The 21,254-nt window shown below is 69.7% G+C and carries 19 protein-coding genes; 5 read left to right on the top strand and 14 right to left on the bottom strand.

What is annotated here, in order from left to right; genetic code table 11:
• Nucleotides 1-4 precede the first annotated feature (4 nt).
• On the bottom strand, nt 5-325 hold the full coding sequence (locus EV670_RS09640) for a hypothetical protein (protein ID WP_130431619.1): 321 nt from the start codon (nt 323-325) through the stop codon (nt 5-7).
• A 269-nt stretch (nt 326-594) separates the two neighbouring features.
• Here EV670_RS09640 and EV670_RS09635 point away from each other — a divergent pair, with 269 nt between their 5' ends.
• Both EV670_RS09635 and EV670_RS09630 read left to right on the top strand, forming a co-directional pair.
• Nucleotides 595-2,727: an ATP-dependent helicase gene (locus EV670_RS09635; RefSeq protein ID WP_130431618.1), complete on the top strand. Its 2,133-nt coding sequence runs from the start codon at nt 595-597 to the stop codon at nt 2,725-2,727.
• Nucleotides 2,727-3,407 (top strand): lysoplasmalogenase, encoded by a 681-nt coding sequence (locus EV670_RS09630; RefSeq protein WP_130431617.1) that lies wholly within the window; start codon nt 2,727-2,729, stop codon nt 3,405-3,407. The genes EV670_RS09635 and EV670_RS09630 overlap by 1 nt, the downstream gene beginning before the upstream one ends.
• A 47-nt stretch (nt 3,408-3,454) precedes the next feature.
• On the opposite strand, the gene EV670_RS09625 is transcribed toward EV670_RS09630, so the two are convergent.
• The 5 genes from EV670_RS09625 to EV670_RS09605 all read right to left on the bottom strand — a co-directional run bounded on the left by EV670_RS09625 (nt 3,455) and on the right by EV670_RS09605 (nt 7,560).
• Nucleotides 3,455-3,835, bottom strand: a complete 381-nt coding sequence (locus tag EV670_RS09625; RefSeq protein ID WP_130431616.1) for a COG4315 family predicted lipoprotein — start codon at nt 3,833-3,835, stop codon at nt 3,455-3,457.
• Between the two features lie 177 nt (nt 3,836-4,012).
• Nucleotides 4,013-4,888, bottom strand: a complete 876-nt coding sequence (locus EV670_RS09620; protein ID WP_130431615.1) for a LytR/AlgR family response regulator transcription factor — start codon at nt 4,886-4,888, stop codon at nt 4,013-4,015.
• 9 nt (nt 4,889-4,897) lie between these two features.
• The gene (locus tag EV670_RS09615) at nt 4,898-5,401 is read right to left on the bottom strand and encodes a hypothetical protein (RefSeq protein WP_130431614.1); all 504 of its coding nucleotides are present in this window, start codon (nt 5,399-5,401) and stop codon (nt 4,898-4,900) included.
• A complete protein-coding gene (locus tag EV670_RS09610) occupies nt 5,398-6,849 on the bottom strand; it encodes a histidine kinase (RefSeq protein WP_130431613.1) in 1,452 nt (483 codons plus the stop codon). The genes EV670_RS09615 and EV670_RS09610 overlap by 4 nt, the downstream gene beginning before the upstream one ends.
• Before the next feature lie 114 nt (nt 6,850-6,963).
• Nucleotides 6,964-7,560: a YceI family protein gene (locus tag EV670_RS09605; RefSeq protein WP_130431612.1), complete on the bottom strand. Its 597-nt coding sequence runs from the start codon at nt 7,558-7,560 to the stop codon at nt 6,964-6,966.
• Between the two features lie 133 nt (nt 7,561-7,693).
• On the opposite strand from EV670_RS09605, the gene EV670_RS09600 reads away from it, so the two are divergent.
• Complete coding sequence (locus EV670_RS09600) at nt 7,694-9,481, top strand: ATP-binding protein (protein ID WP_130431611.1); 1,788 nt, start codon at nt 7,694-7,696, stop codon at nt 9,479-9,481.
• Nucleotides 9,482-9,543: 62 nt separating this feature from the next.
• Here EV670_RS09600 and EV670_RS09595 read toward each other — a convergent pair whose 3' ends face one another.
• The 3 genes from EV670_RS09595 to EV670_RS09585 are packed head-to-tail and all read right to left on the bottom strand — an operon-like array spanning nt 9,544 to nt 11,299.
• Nucleotides 9,544-10,110: a YceI family protein gene (locus tag EV670_RS09595; protein ID WP_130431610.1), complete on the bottom strand. Its 567-nt coding sequence runs from the start codon at nt 10,108-10,110 to the stop codon at nt 9,544-9,546.
• A 34-nt stretch (nt 10,111-10,144) separates the two neighbouring features.
• Entirely contained in the window at nt 10,145-10,726 is a 582-nt protein-coding gene (locus EV670_RS09590; RefSeq protein WP_130431609.1) for a YceI family protein, read from the bottom strand.
• 15 nt (nt 10,727-10,741) lie between these two features.
• Nucleotides 10,742-11,299 carry a cytochrome b gene (locus tag EV670_RS09585; RefSeq protein ID WP_130431608.1) on the bottom strand — a complete coding sequence of 186 codons (558 nt, stop codon included), beginning with the start codon at nt 11,297-11,299 and terminating at the stop codon, nt 10,742-10,744.
• Nucleotides 11,300-11,440: 141 nt separating this feature from the next.
• Here EV670_RS09585 and EV670_RS09580 point away from each other — a divergent pair, with 141 nt between their 5' ends.
• On the top strand, nt 11,441-12,517 hold the full coding sequence (locus EV670_RS09580) for a phospholipase A (protein WP_130431607.1): 1,077 nt from the start codon (nt 11,441-11,443) through the stop codon (nt 12,515-12,517).
• 2 nt (nt 12,518-12,519) lie between these two features.
• On the opposite strand, the gene EV670_RS09575 is transcribed toward EV670_RS09580, so the two are convergent.
• On the bottom strand, nt 12,520-13,152 hold the full coding sequence (locus EV670_RS09575) for a hypothetical protein (protein WP_130431606.1): 633 nt from the start codon (nt 13,150-13,152) through the stop codon (nt 12,520-12,522).
• A gap of 138 nt (nt 13,153-13,290) precedes the next feature.
• Nucleotides 13,291-16,848, bottom strand: a complete 3,558-nt coding sequence (locus tag EV670_RS09570; protein ID WP_130431605.1) for an indolepyruvate ferredoxin oxidoreductase family protein — start codon at nt 16,846-16,848, stop codon at nt 13,291-13,293.
• 184 nt (nt 16,849-17,032) lie between these two features.
• Between EV670_RS09570 and EV670_RS09565 the strand changes: the two genes are divergently transcribed.
• Nucleotides 17,033-17,587, top strand: a complete 555-nt coding sequence (locus EV670_RS09565; RefSeq protein WP_130431604.1) for an Lrp/AsnC family transcriptional regulator — start codon at nt 17,033-17,035, stop codon at nt 17,585-17,587.
• A gap of 4 nt (nt 17,588-17,591) precedes the next feature.
• Here the strand turns inward: EV670_RS09565 and EV670_RS09560 are convergent, their stop codons facing one another.
• The 3 genes from EV670_RS09560 to EV670_RS09550 all read right to left on the bottom strand — a co-directional run bounded on the left by EV670_RS09560 (nt 17,592) and on the right by EV670_RS09550 (nt 21,251).
• Nucleotides 17,592-18,671, bottom strand: coding sequence for a polysaccharide pyruvyl transferase family protein (locus EV670_RS09560; protein WP_130431603.1), 1,080 nt, complete (start codon nt 18,669-18,671; stop codon nt 17,592-17,594).
• On the bottom strand, nt 18,668-20,182 hold the full coding sequence (locus tag EV670_RS09555) for a lipopolysaccharide biosynthesis protein (RefSeq protein WP_130431602.1): 1,515 nt from the start codon (nt 20,180-20,182) through the stop codon (nt 18,668-18,670). Before EV670_RS09555 ends, EV670_RS09560 begins: the two co-directional genes overlap by 4 nt.
• A gap of 271 nt (nt 20,183-20,453) precedes the next feature.
• Nucleotides 20,454-21,251, bottom strand: a complete 798-nt coding sequence (locus EV670_RS09550) for a MipA/OmpV family protein (RefSeq protein ID WP_130431601.1) — start codon at nt 21,249-21,251, stop codon at nt 20,454-20,456.
• Nucleotides 21,252-21,254: the final 3 nt, after the last annotated feature.

The raw sequence follows: 21,254 nt of genomic DNA, 5'->3' as shown, positions 1-21,254 counted from the left end.
CTCCTCAGGCCTGAAGCCAGACGTCAAGCCGCGCCATGCGCCGGCGCGCCTCGTGCTCGCCGAAGTGCAGCGAGACGGCGCGGAAGAAACAGCTGCGCATGAACCAGAGGTCACGCGCCTCGCGCGAGCCGCCGATGCGCGTCACCAGATCCAGCCGCTGGTCGGTCGGCAGGTCGTTCACCAGTTCGACGCAGAGCGTCTTGAGCTCGCGCAGCGGCGGCGGCGGCGCGGGCCGGCGGCGCAGCGCCTGCGGCCATTCGAGTCGGGCCGCGACGGCGCTCAGCGCGCGGCGGCGCCATCGCATCCAGGCGAAACGGAAGTTCATGGGATTCGGGATCGGTCGCGGTGCCGTCGTGCGGCACCAGAGTTCGAGCCCGCGAGCGGCCGGGGCGGGTGGCGCCAGGCGCGCGCCCGGGCGGCGCGGCATCGCGTCGTCACGATGCAAGTGGATTGTGCGAAACGACACGAATCGACAGCCGACTCCAACATCTAGACGCGCGACTCTCGGCGCGCCGCGAACAGCCCCCGCCGGCACGCGTGAGCGCGGCAAACGCTCTGGCATCATCGCCGCGCCTTCCTCGACCGCGCCTGCCCTTGTCCTCCGCTCCCGCCTCCCTGAATCCGGCCCAGATGCAGGCCGTGCACCACCTGAGCGGCCCCTGCCTGGTGCTGGCCGGCGCCGGCTCCGGCAAGACCCGCGTCATCACCCACAAGATCGCGCGCCTGCTGCAGGACGATCCGCAGGCCGGCCTGAGCCCCAAGCAGATCGCCGCGATCACCTTCACCAACAAGGCCGCGGCCGAGATGCGCGAGCGCGCCAAGGCACTGGTCGGCGGCCGCGCGGCCAAGGACCTGGTGATCTGCACCTTCCACGCGCTGGGCGTGCGCCTGCTGCGCGAGGATGGCGCCGCGCTCGGCCTCAAGCCGCAGTTCTCGATCCTCGATGCCGACGACGTGCTCGGCATCCTGCGCGATGCCGGCGGCACCACCGACGCCAAGATTGCGCGCGGCTGGCAATGGAACATCAGCCTCTGGAAGAACCAGGGCCTGACGCCGGCCCAGGCCGAGGCGGCGGCCAAGAGCGACGACGAGCGCATCGCCGCGCGTGTGATGCTCAAGTACCAGGAAAGGCTCGACGCCTACCAGGCGGTCGACTTCGACGACCTGATCAGCCTGCCGGTGGTGCTGCTCGAGCGCCACCCCGAGGTGCGCGAGAAATGGCAGCAGAAGCTGCGCCACGTGCTGGTCGACGAGTACCAGGACACCAACGCCCAGCAGTACGAACTGCTCAAGCTGCTGGTCGGCGACGGCAGCCAGCGGCCGGCGATGTTCACCGCGGTCGGTGACGACGACCAGAGCATCTACGGCTGGCGCGGCGCCACCATCGACAACCTCAAGCGCCTGCCGCAGGAGTACCCGCAGCTCAAGGTGATCCCGCTCGAGCAGAACTACCGCTCCACCGGCAACATCCTCAAGGCCGCCAACCACGTCATCGCGGCCAACCCGAAGATCTTCGAGAAGAAGCTCTGGAGCGAGTACGGCGACGGCGAGCCGGTGCGCGTGGTCGAGTGCGACGGCGAGGACCACGAAGCCGAGCGCGCGGTGGCACGGATCCAGTCGCTGCGCGCACAGGGCGGCGCCGGCGCGGGTGCGGTCGGCGGCCAGGGCGTCGAATGGAAGGACTTTGCGATCCTCTACCGCGCCAACCACCAGGCAAGAGTCTTCGAGCAGGCGCTGCGCAAGGCGCAGATCCCGTACAAGGTCTCGGGCGGCCAGAGCTTCTTCGACCGCGCCGAGATCCGCGATCTCTGCGCCTGGCTGCGGCTGCTGGTCAACCAGGACGACGACCCGGCCTTCCTGCGCGCCGTCACCACGCCCAAGCGCGGCATCGGCCACCAGACGCTGGGCGCGCTCGGCGAGTTCGCCGGCAAGTGGAAAGTGAGCCTGTTCGAGGCGCTGTTCTCCGAAAGCCTGGGTTCGGCGCTGAGCAAGAAGGCGATCGACTCGCTGCACGAGTTCGGCCGCTACGTGAACGACCTCGAACACCGCGCCCGCGCGACCGCCGGCGCCGAGGACGCCAAGCCGCTGCTGATGGGCTGGCTCAAGGACATCGGCTACGAGCAGCACCTGTTCGACAGCGAGGACAGCGAGAAGCTCGCCGCCAGCCGCTGGTCCAACGTGCTCGACTTCATCGACTGGATCGCCAAGCGCTGCGGTGGCGAGATCACGAACGAGGGCGGCAGCTTCGAGAGCGAGAAGAAGAGCGTGCTCGAGGTGGCGCAGTCGATCAGCGTGATCATCAGCCTGGCCGAGCGCGGCGACGATCAGAACGTGCTGACGCTGTCGACGCTGCACGCCGCCAAGGGCCTGGAGTGGCCGCATGTGGTGCTGGCCAGCATCAACGAAGGGCTGCTTCCCTTTCGCAGCGACGCCACCGACGAGGCGCCGGCCGCCGCGATCGCCCAGCGCATCGAGGAGGAGCGGCGCCTGATGTACGTCGGCATCACGCGCGCGCGCTCGACGCTCGCGGTGAGCTGGCTCAAGCGCCGCAAGCGCGGCCGCGAGACGATTGCCGGCATGCCCAGCCGTTTCATCGCCGAGATGAAGCTCGACGAGAACACCGTGCGCGAAGACCCGCGCGAGAAGCTCAAGAAGCTGCGCGCCGAGTTTGCCGAGCGCGCGGCCGTGAGCGCGGCCGCCGCTGCCGCTGCACAGAAGGTGGCTTGATGACGATGACGACTGCTGCTTCCGCCGTGCCCCGGCCACCGGCCTGGCCCTGGCTCGCCGCGGCCGCGCTCAGCGGCGCGCTGGCGATCGCCGCCGCGCTGCTCGGTCACTGGCCGCTGCTGGCCGTGGCCAAGCCGCTGACGACGATCCTGATCATCGCTGGCGCCTGGCAGCGCGGCGGCCTGCCGCGGCGGCGCGCGGCGATCCTCGCCGGCCTCGTGCTGTCGCTGGTCGGCGACGTTGCGCTGCTGTGGCCGAAGGAGGGCTTCCTGATCGGCCTGGTCGCCTTCCTGCTCGCCCACCTGGCCTACCTGGTCGCGTTCACCGCCAGCACCCGGCTGGCGGCGAAACCGCTGGCCTTTGCCGCCTATGCCGTGGTGGCCGGGTTGCTGCTGTGGCAGCTGTGGCCTGGCGTGCCGGGCGCGCTGCGGCTGCCGGTGGTGGTCTACGTCGTGGCGCTGGCCTCCATGGCGGCGCAGGCCACATGCTGGGCCCTGGCCGAGCCGGACGGCCCGGCGCGCTCGGCGGCCATTGGCGGCGCCCTGTTCGTGGCCTCGGACGCCACGCTGGCCTTCAACAAGTTCGCGGCCCCGTTCGCACTGGCACCGCTGGCGATCCTGCTGACCTACTGGTCGGCCCAGGCGCTGATCGCGCTGGCACTGCCGCCACGAGGCAGATGAAGAGGGGCCGCTGACGCGGCCCCAGATTCATAGTTCGACGCCAGCCTTCAGGGCTTGACGACGTGCCAGACGCCGTTGATGCCATCGCCGGTCTTGTCGCCCGGCTTGGTGTCCTTGGTCCAGAAGTAGAGCGGCTTGCCGCGGAAGGCCCACTGCTTGGTGCCGTCGTCGCGCGTGACCACGCTCCAGTCGCCCTCGCCCTTGGCATCGGCCGGGGCGCCGAAGGCCGGCCAGTTGGCGATGCAGGGACCGTTGCAGACGCTCTTGCCGGAGCCGGCGCTGTCGCGGTCGAGGGTGTAGAGCGTCATGCCGCTGGGGGCCACGTAGATCCCGTCGGCTACCTTGGCGGGCGCCGCCGGGCCCATCGTCGTGCCGCAGCCGGCAAGCACGGCAGCCGAGAGAAACAAGGTTGCAAGACGCAGCTTCATCGGGCTCTCCTTGAGGTTTGGAGATCGCAGTATGGCGCGCGCCCAAGCCGGAGGGAAATCAATCAGGCTCGCTGCGGTCCACCTCTCGCGCCTCGGGCCGTTGGGCCCTCGACGCTCGCCCGGCCGCTGCGCTGGTCGATCCCCGTGCCGGGGCCCCTCGCCCCACGCTCCGCGGCCTCACATCCCCTTGAACAGCTGGGTATAGCTCCGGCTGACCTCGAGTTTCTCGGTGTGGCCCTTGACGCTGACCATCTGGCGGCCGCGGAAGTCGCGCGTGATGCCGGCGATGGCCTTGGCGTTGACCAGGGTCGAGCGATGGATCTGCCAGAACAGTTCGGGGTCGAGTTCGTCGATCAGTTCCTTGATCGGCTTGCGGATCAGCGCCTCGAGTTGCGCGGTCTGGACCCGCGTGTACTTCTCGTCGCTGATGAAGAACAGCACCTCCTCGACCGGGATCATCTGGATGCTCTGGCCGACCGTTGCCTGGATCCAGCGCAGCGCCGGCTTCAGCCCGGCCGGATTGATCTGCGCAGTCAGGCGATGCAGGAGCTGCTGCATCGGCAGCGTGGGCATCACGGTCTCGTCGGCATCACCGCCGTTGCCGTTGCCACCCCCCTTGCCGCCGGTCCGAAGCTGCGCCAGCCGCTTCTGCAGGCGCTCCACCGTGCGCAGCAGCCGTTCGCGCTCGGCCGGCTTGAGGATGTAGTCGGCCGCACCCTGCTCGAAGGCCTGGACCGCGTACTCGTCGTAGGCGGTGATGAAGACGATTTCGCAGCCGGGCCAGTCGTCGCCAGTGCCGTCGCTGCCCATCTGCACGATCTCGCGCGCCGCCTCGATGCCGGTCATGCCCGGCATGCGGATGTCGAGGAACACCAGTTCGGGTCGATGCTGCGCCACGAGCTCGACCGCCTCGCGGCCGTTCTTGGCCTCGGCCACGATCTGCAGCGCGGGCCAGACCTCGGCCAGCCGGGCGCGCAGCTGCTCGCGCATCAGGCGTTCGTCGTCGGCAATCACGGCGCGCAGCGGCGCTTCTGGTGTCTGGGGACTGTTCATCCCGCCATCCTAGTTCGCCGCCGCCGGCGCCGCCGGTGCCGGGCCGCCGCGCACCAGCCGCCAGACTAGCCAGCCGAGCAGCAGCAGTGGCGACGCCAGCACGGCCAGCACGCCGAACACCGCCAGCAGCGGCAGGCCGATGCCCAGCGCCAGCGCCAGCAGGACCGCAAGCACCACGCCGCCGACCATCAACAGCAGCAGCACCGGCACGAGCACCGCCACCAGCAGCAGCGAGCCGGCCAGCGCGGCCAGGGCGAACACCTGCTCGATCGGGCTCAGTTGGGACAGCAACATGCCGGGCTCCACCTCGAAATCGTTGATCGACACGTAGATCGGCGCCTGCGCCAGGCTGTGGCGCAGGTCAGCAACCAGCCACAGCATCAGGCCGGCCACCAGCACCCCGACCAGCGTGAGGGCGAGCAGCAGCTTCGGCCAGCGCCGCGCCAGCGCGGTCGGGATCACAGTGGCCGCCGCTGGCGCGGCCATGGCCGGGGTCTGGAAGTCGGCGTTCATGCGGCGGCGTCCTCCTGCTCGGTCCTCAGGATGTAGGGCACGACGATGCTGACGATCGTGCCGCTCGGGGTGTTCTCGGTGATCTTGAGCTGCGCCTTGTTGCCGTAGAGCAGTTGCAGGCGCTCGCGGATGTTGGCCAGGCCGGTGCCGGTGCCGGCGGTCGCCGCCTTGCCGAAACCGAGGCCGGTGTCGGTCACGGTGATCGCCAGCTTGCCGTGCAGGATCTCGGCCTTGATGCCCAGGTGGCCGCCCTCGGCCTTGGGTTCCAGGCCATGCTTGATCGCGTTCTCGACGATCGACTGCAGCATCATCGGCGGGAACTCGGCCGACAGCAGACCCTCGGGCACGTCGATGCTGAAGGCCAGCCGGTCTTCCATGCGCACCTTCAGGATCTCGAGGTAGGGCCGGATCACGCTCAGCTCGCGGCCGAGGTCGCGGGTGCCGCTGGCGTTGGCCTCGCGCAGCGTCGGCATGCTGGCGCGCAGCAGCGCGATCAGGTTCTTCTGCATGCGGCTGGCGCGGCTGGCGTCGGTCTCGATCAGGTGGTCGATCGAGGCCAGCGTGTTGAACAGGAAGTGTGGCTCGACCTGGGCCTGCATCGCCGCCATCCGCGCCTCGATGACCTGGCGCTTGAGCGACTCGGACTCCGCCACCTCGGTCGCCTGGGCCGCCTTGACCTCGGCCTGGATGCGGCTCTTGTAGGTGCTCTTGATGATGATCGAGCCGACGATCCACAGCAGCGCCAACTGCGGCAGGAACTCGCCCATGCTGACCCGCTCGATGCGGGTATGCGGCTGGCCCAGGGCCTCGGCGGCGTCCATCGCGGCCTGCTCGGCATCTCGCCGGGCCTCCTCGGCGTCGCGCAGCGCCTCTTCGGCATCGCGCCTGGCTTCCTCGATCGCCGCGTTGATCTCCGAGCGCGCCTCCTCGACCGCGGCCTTGACCGCGTCGCTGGTGGCACCCGGCGGCAGCACGATCCTGATGTCGCGCGAGCCTTCGGCCGCCGACGCCGCGGCCGACGCGGCCGACGCCGCGGCGTCGGCGGCCGACGCCGCCCTCTCCGCCTTGCCGACGCCGGGCTGGATTCGCACGCCCTTCTCGTCGATGCTGATCTCGACGCCGGTGCCCTCGCCGCGGTTCTTCTCGATCTTGATCAACGGCTCCTTCTTCGCCCGGGCCGGCGGCTCGGGCGGCTTCGGCGGCGTCGGCAGCGCCACCCGAACCGGCGGCTTCGAGTGCACCTCGTGCGTGATGGTCCAGCTGAACGGCGGCAGGTTGCTCAGCACGCCGGCGGCGATCAGCAGCAGGATCGACAGCAGCGCGAAGCGCCACCAGCTGATGCCGACCAGCCAGGTGGCGTAGACATGAAAGGCGCGCACGCTGGCAGCTCTGAAACGCTCCCAGCCGCTGGCGGCGGCGGGACGCAGGGAAGGGTTGGCGTTGTCCATGTCCGGCACTCTACGGGCCCGGCCGGGGGCCGGCGACGGCGCTGCGACGCACCGCGCGCTGCGGCCGACGGACTGCAGCGCTGCGCGACAGTCCGGGGGCAGGCTGGCCAGCACTCACGGCTGGCGCAGCGCCTCGACCTGGATCCGCAGCGTCACCTCGTCGCCGACGAAGGGCTGGCCGAAGCTCATGCCGGCCTCGCTGCGCCGCAGCCGGCCGACGAAGTCGCCGCCGCAGCGCTCGCGCCCGCTCGCCGGATCGGGCCGGCAACCGAAGCGCTCGGCCTCCAGTCGCAGCGGCAGGCTCGCACCCCGCAGCGTCAGCTCGCCAGTCGCGCTGCGCACGCCGCCACGCGGATCCAGTTGCAGGTTGCGCGAGACGAACCAAGCCACGGGGTATTCCTCGGTCGCGAGCAGGTCGGGGCGACGGATGCGGGCATCGAAGATCGGCAGTCCGGTGCTGAGCGTCCTGGTGTCGAGCTCGATGCTGATCTCGCCACGCCCGGCCGCTGGGTCGAGGCTGACGACGCCGCGCGCCGGCCCCAGGCGACCGCGGATCGTCGAGGTGCCGAAGTGCAGCAACTCGAACTGCACCCAGCTGCGCTCCGGATCGAGCACGTAGTCGACCGGCTCGGCGGCCGCCACCACCGGGGCGGCAAGCAGCAGCGCCAGGGTGGCCGCGTACCACGGCCGGCCGGGAAGAACTCTCGTCATCATGGGTGAACGATGCCACAGCGCCACAGCGACCCCGCGGGCGCGTCGGCCAACACCGCCACCCGGACGCCGGCTGCGCGATCATCGCCAAGGTCGGCGCAGAATGATCCGCAAGGCGCCGCCGTAGACCAAGATGCATTCGCTCCCGCCTGTTGCCCTGCCGGTCTCGTCCACACCCTCGCTCGACGAGCGGGTCGACGCCGAGCGGGTACGGATGCTCTACGAGCATGCGATGACGGCGACGGTGCTCGGCCTGCTGTTCGCCGCCGTGGTCTGCCTCTACCTGCGCGAGCACCAGGCGGCCGCGCTGCTCTGGTCCTGGCTCGGGCTGAAGGTGGCAACCGCGCTGCTGCGCCTGGGCTTGGTGGTGCTGTACCGCCGGCGCCGACGCGACGACCCCCAACGCTGGCTGCGGCGCTTTCACCAGGCGCTGCTGATCGACGCCATCGTCTGGAGCCTGATGGGCACCCTGCTGATGCCGGTGGTCCGTGGCAGCGTCAGCGCGGCTTTGCTGGCCGCGATCATCGGCGTGGCTGCCGTCGGCATGCTGGTGCTGCAGGCTCGCTTCAACACCAGCCTGCTGTTCCTGCTGGTGCTGACCGTGCCCGCGACGCTGTACCAGTTCATGCACGAGTCGCAGCTCGGACTGATCGGTGGCGCCGGACTGGCGCTGTTCACGATCGCGATGGCGCTCGAGGCCTGGAAGGCCGAGCGGCGCATCGTCGAGCTGCTGCGGCTTCGCTTCAACAGCGCCGAGCTGGTGCGCGAGAACATCGCAGCCAAGCAGATGGCCGAGCAGTCGAGCCAGGCCAAGAGCCAGTTCCTCGCCAACATGAGCCACGAGATGCGCACGCCGCTCAACGGCGTGCTCGGGCTCACGCGCGAGCTGCGGCGCGAGAGCGCGGCGCGCGGCGTCGAGGAGCGGGCGATCTCGCGCCTGGCGCTGATCGAGCGTTCGGGCGAGCACCTGCTGGCGCTGATCAACGACGTGCTCGACGTGGCCCGCGTCGAGGCCGGCCGGCTCGAACTGGTGGCCGCGCCCTTCGACCTCTCGCAAGCCATCGACGACGTGGTGGCGCTCGGCTCCGCCGCGGCCGCCGACAAGCGCCTGACGCTGCAGCTCGAACTCGAGCTGCCGCGACCGCACTGGGTGCAGGGCGACGGCGCCCGGGTGCGCCAGGTGCTGCACAACCTGGTCGGCAACGCCATCAAGTTCAGCGACGCCGGCGAAGTCAGTGTGCGGGCCTGGCGCGATGCGGACCGCGTGCACGTCGAGGTCAGCGACAACGGCCCCGGCATCGACATCGCCGAGCAGCAGCGAATCTTCGAAGCCTTCTACCAGGTCGACCGCGGCAACACCCGGCGCCACGCCGGCAGCGGACTGGGCCTGACGATCTCGCGCCAGCTGGCGCGCGCGATGGGCGGCGACATCTGCGTGCGCAGCGCCCCCGGTGGCGGCTCGTGCTTCAGCTTCGACGCCGCGCTGGCACCGACCAAGGCACGGCCGCCCGGCCGCGCGCCGGCGGCCGTGACGCTGCAGGGCCGGGTGCTGGTGGCCGAAGACAACCCGGTCAACGCGCTGGTCGCACGCGCCGAGCTGGAACGGCTCGGCCTGGTGGTCGAAGTCGCCTGCGACGGCGCCCAGTGCGTGGACCGCTTCCGCGAATGGCGCCCGGACGCCGTGCTGATGGACTGCCAGATGCCGGTGCTCGACGGCTTCGAGGCCTCGCGTCGTATCCGCGCGATCGAGCTCAACGAGGGCTGGCCGCCGGTGGCGATCGTCGCCCTGACCGCCAGCGCCTTTGCCGACGACCGCGCCCGCAGCCTCGCCGCCGGCATGGACGAGCACATCGCCAAGCCGCTGCACCCCGAGCAACTGGCGGCGGTGATGCAACGCTTCCTGGCCTCGGCCGCGTCCTGATCCCGTGGCAGGAACGAAAGCGGCCACCCGCAGGTGGCCGTGCATTCGGAAGCAGGACTCGCTTACTGCTTGATCGCCTCGACCTGGATCAGCAGCCGGATGTTGTCCGGAATGCCGGGCAGGCCGTAGCCGCTGCCCCACTGGCTGCGCTGGATGGTGGTCTCGAAGTCGCCGCCGCAGACCTCGCGCTTGAGCATCGGATGGTCGAAACAGTTGAAGCGGTTGGCCTTGAGCGTGACCGGGTTGGTCTTGCCGAGCATCGTCAGCGTGCCCGACACCTCGCTCACCTTGTCGCCATTGAAGGCGAACTTGTCGCCGACGAACTTGGCGGTCGGGAACTCGGCAACGTTGAAGAAGTCCTTGCTCGCGAGGTGCTTGTCGAGCTGCGGCACGCCGGTGCTGACCGAGCTCATGTCGAAGCTGATCTCGGCCTTGCCGGTCTTGGCGGTGCGGTCGAACTGGACCGAGCCTTCCTTCTTGTCGAAGCGGCCGCGCAGCGTCGAGGTGCCGAAGTGCGTGGCCTCGAAGGTCACGAAGGTGTGCGTCGGGTCGATCGCGTAGCTCGCGCTCTGGGCCTGGACGGCAAAGGCGGCCGCGGCAAGGGCGAGCAGGGTCAGGGACTTCTTCATCTTGGCTATCTCCGGGGTGGGAAAGGGGTCGAACCTACAGCGGCGGCATGCCGCTGAGGGCGAGCTTGAACTTCACCTGCACGTCGTTGGCGACCATCGAGGTGTCGGTCCATTCGCCTTCGCCGATCTTGAACTCGAGGCGCTTGATCGCGAAGCCTCCGGTCGCCACGCTGTTGGCGCCGGACTGGCTCAGCGTCACCGGCACCACCACGTCGCGCACATTGCCCTTGATCGAAAGCTTGCCGGCGACCTCGAACTTGCCCGGCCCGACGGCCTTGATGGCGCTCGACTGGAAGGTGGCCTGCGGGAACTTGGCGGTGTTGAACCAGGGCGCCTTCGGCAGCTCGGCGTCGCTCTCGTCGTTGCCCATCGTCGCGCTGGCGATGTCGATCGTGAAGCCGACCTTGCCGGTCTCGGGCTTCTTCGGGTCGAGCTGGACCTGGGCGTCGAAGCGCGTGAACTTGCCCTCGACCGGCACGCCCATCTGCTTGACCGAGAAGCTCACCTCGCTCTGCGCGGGAACGAGCTTGGCGACCTGCGCGCAGGCCGGCGCCGGCGCGGCAAGCAGGGCGACGCTGGCGCCGAGCGCCAGGCCGAGGGTGAGCAGGGTCTTCATCCGGAGTCCTTGAATTCAGGCGCGGCCCAGGCCGATACGGGCCAGCAGACCGTCGCGATCGACGAAATGGTGCTTCAGCGCCGCCGCCACGTGAAGCACGACCAGCGCCAGCAGGGTGTAGGCCGCGATGCCGTGGAAGGGCTTGATCGCCTCCGACAGCGCCTTGTCCTTGGGCACGAAGTCGGGCAGCGGCAGCACGCCGAACCAGACGATCGGAAAGCCCGCCGCCGAGCTGTAGGCCCAGCCCAGCAGCGGCACGATGAAGAACAGCGCGTACATCAGCCGGTGCGTCGTGTGGAAGGCGGCGGTCTGCCAGCCGGGCATCGCGCGCTGGATGCGCGCCGACAACGGCGGCGGCCGGTGCGTCAGGCGCCAGGCCAGGCGCAGCAGCGATAGCGTCAGGATCGTGATGCCGGCCCACTTGTGCCAGTTGTAGTACTTGAGTCGCTGCGGCGAGAACGGCAGGCCGCTCATGTACCAGCCGAACGCCATGCTGCCCAGGATCATCAGCGCCAGCAGCCAGTGCAGCGCAATGGCCGTGCCGGAGTAGCGGTCGTTCATCTCTGACGCCATGGGTGTGTCTCGCTCATGGCGGCACTTTAGGCCGCGGACGGGCGCCAGTATTTCAGAGCGCTTGTCGCCTCGGTGCAAAAACCTTGAAAGGGCTTTGCCCGGCCAAGGCCTCGGCAAGGCCGCGCTCGGTAGCATCCGCGCATGCAATCTCGCCTTGTCCGCACGACCGGCCTGCTGGCTTCGATGGTGGCCGCGCAAGAGTCGCCGGCCCCGGAGCAGCCGCTGGCCGACTGCGCCGCGATCGACGACGACGCCGCTCGACTGGCCTGCTACGACCGCCTCGCCGGTCGGCCGGCGGCGGCCGGCACCGCGCCGATCGTCGCGCCGTATTCGCCGGGCGGGCGCACGCCCAACGTCATCGCCCCGGCGCCCGGCCAGGAAAGGGCGCCGACGCCCAGCTTCCTGTCGCGCTTCTGGGAACTCGAGCCCGCCGACAAGCGCGGCGTCTTCAACTTCAACGGCTACCGGCCGAACTACTTCCTGCCGGTCCACGTGACCAGCGACATCAACACCGATCCGAGCAGTCCGACCCAGGCGCGCGACCTCGCGCCCGAACCCTTCCAGCGTGTCGAGGCCAAGTTCCAGATCTCGCTGCGCAGCAAGCTGTTCGAGAACCTGCTGCTGCCGGGTGCCGACCTGTGGGGCGCCTACACGCAGCAGTCGGTCTGGCAGCTCTACAACACCGAGAACTCGGCGCCGTTTCGCAACACCGACTACCAACCGGAGCTGATCTACATGATGCCGGTGCCCCAGCGCCTGGGTGCACTTCCGCTCGGCTGGCACTGGCGCTTCGGGCAGTTGGGACTGGCGCACCAGTCCAACGGACAGCAGGATCCGCTGTCACGCAGCTGGAACCGGGCCTACGTCGGCTTCGGGCTCGAGAACGAGCATGTCTCGATCGTGGCGCGCTTCAATCACCGCTTCAGCGAAAGCCCGGAGACCGACGACAACCCCGACCTGACCGACTACATCGGCCGCAACGAGCTGCAGGTGGGCTGGGCGCCGGGGCGGGCCACGGCGCTCGCCACCTACAAGTACAGCTTCGGCCTGCCGCGGCGCGGCTCGCTGACGCTGGACTGGAGCTACCCGATCAAGACCGACTCGATGCGCGCGCTGCGCTGGTACGCGCAGTTCTTCACCGGCTATGGCGAGAACCTGCTCGACTACAACTTCCGCCAGACCAGCCTGGGTGTCGGCGTGGCCCTGATCGAGTTCTGAGCCTAGTCGCCCGTCTGGACGGCAAGCAACTGGCCGGTGCGCGGCTCGAACTCGCAGCGGTAGGTGAAGCGGATCGGGTTCATGCCGGGCGCTCGCTCGAGCTGCCCCAGACCGTCGAGGCTGGTGCGCGCGTCGGGCGCGGGCCGCAGCCGCCGCGTGTCGGACTGAAAGTTGATGCGGCTGGCGCGCGGGTAGCGGCCCGTCAGCTCCGCGGCGACCGCCGTTTCGCAGGCCTCCGGCGACAGGCGCGTCAGGTCCGGCTCCCACGGCTTCTCAGGACCGGCTGCAGCAGCGGCGAGGGCTTCCTTGAACACAATGCCGCTCGTCGTGCCGGACCTTGTGTCGAAGGCGCAGCTGTAGGTGAACGGCCGCGACTGGCCCGCGGCGCCTCTGTAGCGGCCCTCGCCCCTGACGGCAGTTTCGTCTGCGGTCCGGGGCAGCGCGACGCGGCGCGCCGCGATGAACTGAACGTCCTGCGCGGCAGCGCGACCGCGCATGCCGCGGATAGTCTCGGCGACCGCCGCTTCGCACGCATCGGCGGCCTGCTGGCCCGGTGCGTCCGGTGCCGCCCTGGCAGCGCCGACTGCGCTCAGCAGCAGCAGCGCGACTCCGATTTGAAGCGGGCGTGAGCGCATGGGACGGTGTGCTCCTTGATCGGCCTCTTCTCGCTATGGTGCCGGCAACCGTTGCGCAGGGCAAGCGCCAGCGCGTCGCAGGTCAGGGCGTCGAGCTGGGCGCTGCCGCAACTGCAGGCAACGAAGGTCCTTCGACCTCTAGGCCGCGGCCTGCAGTCCGCCGACGCGCCATTGCTGCATCAGCGCGTCCCACTTGGCGCGCGCCGCCACCAGGTGGCGGTGCTTGACGTGGCCGTAGCCGCGGATCTGCTCGGGGATCGAGGCGATCTCGGTCGCCAGCGCCAGCCGCTCGGCGCTGAGCCCGACCAGCACCTCGTCGATGCTGGCTCGGTACTCGCCGATCAGTGCGCGCTCGCTCCTGCGCTCCTCGGTGCGGCCGAAGATATCGAAGGCACCGCCACGCAGGCCCTTGAGCCTGGCCAGCACGCCGAAGGCCTTCAGCATCCACGGGCCGAAGGGCTGCTTGACGCCCTCGCCCTTGTCGTTGGTCTTGCCGAAGATCGGCGGCGCGAGGTGGTAGTTGAGCTTGAGATCGTCATCGAACTGCTCTCTGAGCCTGGCAAGGAAGGCCGGGTCGGTGTGCAGCCGCGCCACCTCGTACTCGTCCTTGTAGGCCATCAGCTTGAACAGGTACTTCGCGACCGCGGCGGTCAGTTTCTTCGAGCCCAGCGGCGCCTCCGCGGCACGCACCTTCTCGACGAAGTCGCGGTACTGCTGCGCATAGGCGGCGTCCTGGTAGCCGGTCAGGAACTCGACGCGGCGCGCGATCGTCTCCTCCAGCGCGGGCTGCTTGGCGAAGCGGATCACCTGCGCGGTGGTCGTGGTCGCCAGCACCGCCGCCAGGTCATGCGCGGCACGGCGGCCCCACTCGAAGGCGAGCTTGTTGTTCTCGACCTGCACCGCGTTGAGCTCCATCGCGCGCACCAGCGCCGCCTTCGACAGCGGAATCCAGCCCTTCTGCCAGGCAAAGCCGAGCATCAGCGGGTTGGCGTAGATCGCGTCACCGAGCAGCTGGGTCGCCAGGGCATCGGCGTCGAGCTTGCTCACCTGGGCGGCACCGGCCGCGCCCTCGACCGCCGCCTCGCAATTGCCGCCAGGGAATTGCCAGTCCGGGTTGTTGACGAAGGCCGCAGTCGGCGCGCCATGGGTGTTCAGCGCCACGTGGGTGCGGCCCTCGCGCATCACCGCCAGCGTGTCCTTCTTGGCGGCGACCAGCGGATCGCAGGCGATCACCAGGTCGGCCTCGGAATTGCCGACCTTGGTGGTGCGGATGGCGTCCATGCGGTTGGCGATCTGGATGTGGCTCCAGGTCGCGCCGCCCTTCTGCGCCAGGCCGGCCGCATCCTGCGTGACGATGCCCTTGCCTTCGAGGTGGGCCGCCATGCCGAGCAGCTGGCCGATGGTGATGACGCCGGTGCCGCCGACACCGCCGACCACGATGCCCCAGGGCTGTTCGGCCAGCGGCAGCACCGGTTCCGGCAGCGCGGGCAGCGCGAAGGGGTCGCGCGCCTTGTCCTTCTTCGGCTTCTTCAGCGTCGCGCCCTCGACCGTGATGAAGCTCGGGCAGAAGCCCTTGACGCAGCTGTAGTCCTTGTTGCAACTGCTCTGGTTGATGCGGCGCTTGCGGCCGAACTCGGTCTCGACCGGCTCGACCGAGAGGCAGTTGCTCTGCGTCGAGCAATCGCCGCAGCCCTCGCAGACCAGCTCGTTGATGATCACCGTCTTGGTCGCCTGGGCCATCGTGCCGCGCTTGCGGCGGCGCCGCTTCTCGGTGGCGCAGGTCTGGTCGTAGATGATCGCTGTGGTGCCCTTGAGCTCGCGGAACTCGCGCTGGATGCGGTCGAGTTCGTCGCGGTGGTGCACCACAACGCCCGGCAGCAGCGCGACACCGTCGTACTTCCGCGGCTCGTCGGTGACGATGCAGAGCTTCGCGACGCCCTCGGCGTCGAGGCTCTTCATGATCTGCAGCACCGAGTGGCCCTCGGGCCGCTCGCCGACCTGCTGGCCGCCGGTCATCGCGACCGCGTCGTTGTAGAGGATCTTGTAGGTGATGTTGACGCCGGCAGCGATGCTCTGGCGGATCGCCAGCAGCCCGCTGTGGAAGTAGGTGCCGTCGCCGAGGTTGGCGAAGATGTGCTTCTCGGTCGTGAAGGGTTGCTGGCCGACCCAGGGCACGCCCTCGCCGCCCATCTGCGTGAAGGTGTCGGTGCTGCGGTCCATCCACACCGTCATGTAGTGACAGCCGATGCCGGCCACCGCGCGCGAGCCCTCGGGCACCTTGGTGCTGGTGTTGTGCGGGCAGCCCGAGCAGAACCAGGGCTTGCGCTCGCCGGTGTTGTCGTCCATCACCGCCAGCGCGCGCTCCTTGGCGTCGATGATCGCCAGCCGCGACTCGATGCGCGCGCGGGTGTCGGCATCCACACCCAGCTTGATCAGGCGCTTGCCGATCGCGCGCGCAATGATCGCCGGCGTCAGGTCGGCCTGCGCGCGCAGCAGCCAGTTGTCGCTCGGGTTGGGCCGGCTCCACTCGCCGCCGCTGTTGTCGCCCTCGGGCTCGTCGAACTTGCCGAGCACGTTGGGCCGCACGTCGGCGCGCCAGTTGTAGAGCTCTTCCTTGAGCTGGTACTCGATGACCTGGCGCTTCTCCTCGATGACGAGGATCTCCTGCAGGCCGGTCGCGAACTCGCGCGTGATCGTCGCCTCCAGCGGCCACACGACGCCGACCTTGTGCAGGCGGATGCCGACGCGGCGGCAGGTGTCGTCGTCGAGGCCGAGGTCGTGCAGCGCCTGGCGGGTGTCGTTCCAGCTCTTGCCGCTGGCGATCAGGCCCAGCCGCGCGTTGGGCGAGTCGATGACCGTGTGGTTGAGCTTGTTGGCGCGCACGTAGGCGAGCGCCGCGTACCACTTGTGGTCCATCAGCCGCGCCTCCTGCTCGAGCGGCGCATCGGGCCAGCGGATGTGCAGGCCGCCGGGCGGCATCGGGAAGTCCTCCGGCAGCACGATGTTGACGCGGTCCGGATCGACGCTGATGCTCGACGAGGACTCGACGATCTCCTGGATCGTCTTCATGCCGGCCCAGACGCCCGAGAAGCGGCTCATCGCAAAGGCGTGTAGGCCGAGGTCGAGGATCTCCTGTGCCGAGGCCGGAAAGAACACCGGCAGCCCGCAGGCCTTGAAGATGTGGTCGCTCTGGTGCGCCGCGGTGCTGCTCTTGGCGATGTGGTCGTCGCCGGCGATCGCGATCACGCCGCCGTGCTTGGCGGTACCGGCCATGTTGGCGTGCTTGAAGACGTCGGAGCAGCGGTCCACCCCCGGACCCTTGCCGTACCAGATGCCGAACACGCCGTCGAACTTGTTCTTCTGCGGATAGAGGTCGAGCTGCTGCGTGCCCCAGACCGCGGTCGCGCCGAGTTCCTCGTTGACGCCGGGCTGGAACACCACGTTGTTGGCAGCGAGGTGCTTCTTCGCACTCCACAGCGCCTGGTCGTAGCCGCCAAGCGGCGAGCCGCGGTAGCCGCTGACGAATCCGGCGGTGTTGAGACCGAGCGCGGCATCGCGCACCCGCTGCAGCATCGGCAGCCGCACCAGCGCCTGCACCCCGCTCATGAAGGCGCGGCCGGTGTCGAGCGCGTACTTGTCGTCGAGCGAGACGGTTTCGAGCGCGAGGCGGATGTGTTCTGGCAGCGGGGCGTTCATGCGGGATCTCCGGCGGATGGCTGGTCCGGGATCCCGATCTCGGCGCTTGTGGCGCACGGCGATGCGAAGCCCCGGCGGGCTGCGCTCAGTGTAGGAAATGCGCCCGCTGAAGTCCTTGCTTTCTTTGCCTTGAATCGATGGCAAAGAGCAATACTCTTGCGCCAAACAGGCCCGGAGCAAGCAAGTGCCATCCAGAAACTCAAAACTAGGGAAACCACGAGGGTCCGATGGCGAGGCCGACGACAGCGCCCACGGCGCCGGACTCGACCGCTACGACATCGCCATCCTGAGCGAGTTGCAGCGCGAGGCGCGGCTGTCCAACGCCGAACTGGCCACCCGCATCGGCCTGTCGCCGGCGCCGACCTGGCGCCGCGTCAAGTGGCTCGAGCAGCAGGGTTACATCACCGGCTACCGGGCCGAACTCGACCGCCGCAAGATCGGCCTCGGCGTGCTGGCCTTCGTGCGGGTCGACGCCGAGCGCAACACCGCGCAGGCGACCAAGGGCCTCGAGGCCGCGATCCGCGAGCTGCCCGAAGTGATCGCCTGCCACTACATCAGCGGCTCGGGCACCTTCGAGCTGCAGGTGATGGCGACCGACCTCGACGCCTTCTCGAAGTTCTCGCTCGACAAGCTGCTCGCGCTGCCCAACGTCAAGGACATCCACACGAGCTTCTCGCTGGGCGAGGTGAAGGCCGGGGCGGCATTGCCCCTGGGGCACCTGGCGCGCGGCCCCGACTGATTCTTCAGTCGCGCAGCGCCTCGGCGAGGAAGACGAGGCCACGTGCACGCTCCTGCTCGCGCACGCGACGGACCCGATCCCAATCGACCTGGCCGGCGGCGGCCAGCGCCGACCCGACGTCCTGCTCGCGTTCGCACAGCAGCGTGCGCAGGCCGAAGCAGTCGAGGAACGAGCTGATGCGTTCGGTGCGCCCGGCATAGGCGCCGGCCCGCGGCACCGCGACGAAGGGCCGCTCGAACAGCAGCGCGAACACCACGCCGTGAAAGGAGTTGGTCACCAGCGTGCCGCTACCGCGGATCAGGCCCAGCCACTGCGCAGGATCGGGCAGCACGCTGCGCCCCGGCAACGCCAGCGGCCAGCCGTCGTCGACATGGATCAGCTGGCGGCCGGCGGCCGCCGCACGCAAGGCCGCGTCGAACAGCGGCGAGGGCTGCATGCGGTAGCTCATGAGGTAGCCCGGCTCGATGGCCGGTGGCCGCGCCATCTCCTCGAAGCCCGGCCAGAGCAGGCAGGGATCGGGCATCTGGGACACGGGGCGACCGAGCATCCGCGCCGCGAACGCGGCACCGCTGAGCTCGCGCACCGAGACCACGTCCATGCCCGCGGCCAGCGCGCAGAAGGCGGCATGGTGCTCGGCGTCCAGCGTGGCGCCGCCAAAGCTCGGTGCGTAGGCAACGCGACGCAGCTGCGGCGTGCCGAAGGCGCCGAAGTAGGCCGGATCGAGCGCGCCGCCGGTGTGCTCGGCATTCCAGATCTGGTCGCTGCCGCAGACCAGCGCCTCGTAGCGCGCGGCCTGCGCGGCGAGTTCATCGAGGCCGGTACAGCGCGTCGACGCCAGCAGCAGTTCGTTGCGCAGCGCGTCGTCGAAGAACTTCAGCTGCCGCACGCGCAGCAGGTTGACGCGATGAAACCAGAGGCGGCGCCGGCTGAAGCGCAGGTTGGCCTTGTCGCGCCGGTGCGGCGGGTGGTAGTCGATGACCTCGACCTCGTGGCCGAGCGCGCGCAGCGCGTTCTGCAGCCCGAGGCACTGGAAGAAGGCGCCGTAGTTCAGCGAGCGCTGGAAGCTCAGCAGGCCGACCTTCATGCCCGCTGCTCCTTGCGCCCGGCGCGATCGCGCCGCAGCAGCTTCAGCATCGCCAGCAGGTCGACCAGGTCGGCCCGCCCGCCCAGCAGCAGCAGCACGCCGAACCAGAGCAGCGCGAAGGCCGGCGCGCCAATCAGCAGCGTCGCCAGCGCGGATGCCGGCAAGGCCTGCTGCACGATCGGCAGCATCAGCAACGCGGCCGTTGCCACCGAGGCCAGCGCCGGACGGGCGATGGTGCGGAAGAAGTCGCGACGGCGGATCTCGGTGCCGGCAAAGGCCACGCCCAGCGTCGGCCACAGAAGCAGGTAGTTGACCGCGCTGTAGCAGAGGGCCACCCCCAGCGGCCCGTACGGCAGGCCGACGACGAAGGCGATGCAGGCGCCGACGGCATTGATGATGCCGAGCTTGAGGTAGTCCGCCCCGCGCCCCGTGGACAGCGTGACCACGCCGCGCAGGGTCGCCACCGGCTGCACCAGCGCCGCCATCGCCAGGGCCCGGAAGATCGGCACGACCTCGTCCCAGCCCGGCCCCATCACGACCCGGATCAGCGGCGGCGCGAGGACGAACAGCCCGGCCACCAGCGGCATCGACGCGTAGGCCATGACCCGCGTGATGCGCAGGTAGTAGGTGCGAAAGCTCGCCGGCTCGCGGCGCAGGCGACTGAGCGCGGGCAGGGCCACCGCCGTCAGTGGGGCGCGCAGGTTCGTGATCGGCAGCATCAGCAGCTGGTAGGCGCGGCTGTAGTAGCCCAGCATCTCGGCGCCGAGCTGGCGGCCGATCAGGATCTGGTCGAGATTGCGATGGAAGTAGTTGATGAACTCGAAGGCGGTCACGTGACCGCCGAAGCCGAGCATCTCGCGCAGCCCGCCACTGCGCGCCGGGCGCGCCAGCCGCAGTGGCGACAGCGCCAGCATCAGCAGCGCCGTGGTGGCCGCGCCGGCCACGGCACCCGCGGCCAGTGACCAGTAGCCGAGTCCGCGCCAGGCCGCCAGGACCGACACGAGCAGTCCGGCAACGGCGCCCGCCAGTTCGGCCGTCACCTTGCGGCCGAAGCGCATCTGGCGCTGCAGCAAGGCGCCCGGCTGGGCGCCGAGGCCACCGAGCAGGAACACCGGCGCCAGCGCCCAGAGCAGCCCGCGCACCTCAGGCCGGCCGTAGAAGTTGGCGACAAGCGGGGCAATCAGCACGGTCAGCAGGCTCAGCGCCGCGCCGGAGGCCACGTTGAGCCAGAACAGCGCATTGGTCTGCGCCTCGCTCAGCTGTTCACGCTGCACCGTCGCGGTCGACAGGCCGAGGTCGCGAAACAGGCCGGCGAAGGCGGTGAACGCGAGCGCCATGGCCATCAGGCCGAAATCCGCCGGGCTCAGCAGCCGCGCCAGCAGCACCGTGCCGAGCAGGTGGATGGCCAGCGACGCGAACTGCGCACTCAGCGTCACCGCGCCAGCGCGAACCGAACTGCGCTTGACAGTCTCCAGCTCGATGGCCGATGGATGCGAGCTGGGCGGGGGCATCGGCGGCGCTGGCTAGCGAGCGCCGGCCAGCGCAACACTGGCGCGGTCGCCACCGGTCTCAAGGCTCCAGGTGCTCGGTAGGGAGACGCTGCTCATGCTCTTGGATACGGTGGGCCGGACGTGCACTCGCGATCTTCTTGTGCACGTTGAACCATAGCACGCGACCCCCGCGCTCGTGTGTCGATCCGTACAGTCCGCACCACAGTTGGTGGGCGCTTCGCACGCCTCGGCTCGCTTGCGCTAGCGAGGTCGCGCGGGCCGCCCGAAGCCGTCAGCGAAAGCGGTACCAGAGCGTCATCGCCAGCGTGGTCTGCTGGCGCGACTGGGTGATGGGGCTGCTCGCGGCATCGCCCATCAGGCGCGCGACGAGTAGCTGGCCCGAGAGCCGCCAGCGATCGTCGATCGGCGCATCGAGCGAGAGCCCGAGGTTGAGGTCCTGCAGCCCGCTGCCGAGCGTGGTCACCGGCAGCCCGCTGCTGGCGGCGTCGGCCGCGCTGACGCCGAAATAGCTCTGGCGGTACTCGGCGTTGGCCCAGCTGCCACCGAGCGTCAGGGCCAGGATCGCCGGCCCGACCGGCGCACCGACGGTGGCGCCGAGCTCGCCCATCAGGCCGCTGCCGTTGCGCCCCGAGCCGGCCATCAGGCTGCTCTGCAGGACCAGGAACTCGAGCGGCGCGACGTTGGCGAACAGGCCACCGCCGATGCGGTCCTTGACGCCGGGCAGGCCCGGCAGCGCGTCGTCGTCGCGCCCGAACAGCGGCCACAGGCGCACGCCGTACTGCAGTTCCTTGCCGCGCCCGAAGTTCCATCCGAGGCCGTTGTCGGTCGAAACGAAGGCGCCACTGTGGTGCTTGAACTCGATGCCTGGAATCAGCCAGACGCGGCTTTCATCCGAGCCCGGGAACTTGGGGAACACCAGCAGGTCGGCACCGAGCGAGAGCTTGTAGCCCTCGGCGGGCGGCGGCCCGATCAGGATCAGGCCGTTGGCGGCCTGGGCCGCACCCTGCGCCAGCAGCGCGGCGCACAGCGCGAGCGGCCGCAGCGCACGGACCAGCGAAAGTTTCGACATGGG

The sequence above is a fragment of the Rivibacter subsaxonicus genome (assembly GCF_004217215.1).
In the GTDB taxonomy this organism is placed as follows: domain Bacteria; phylum Pseudomonadota; class Gammaproteobacteria; order Burkholderiales; family Burkholderiaceae_C; genus Rivibacter; species Rivibacter subsaxonicus.
The sequence above is the reverse complement of the archived record's forward strand: the minus strand, read 5'-3'. Positions and strand labels throughout refer to the sequence as shown.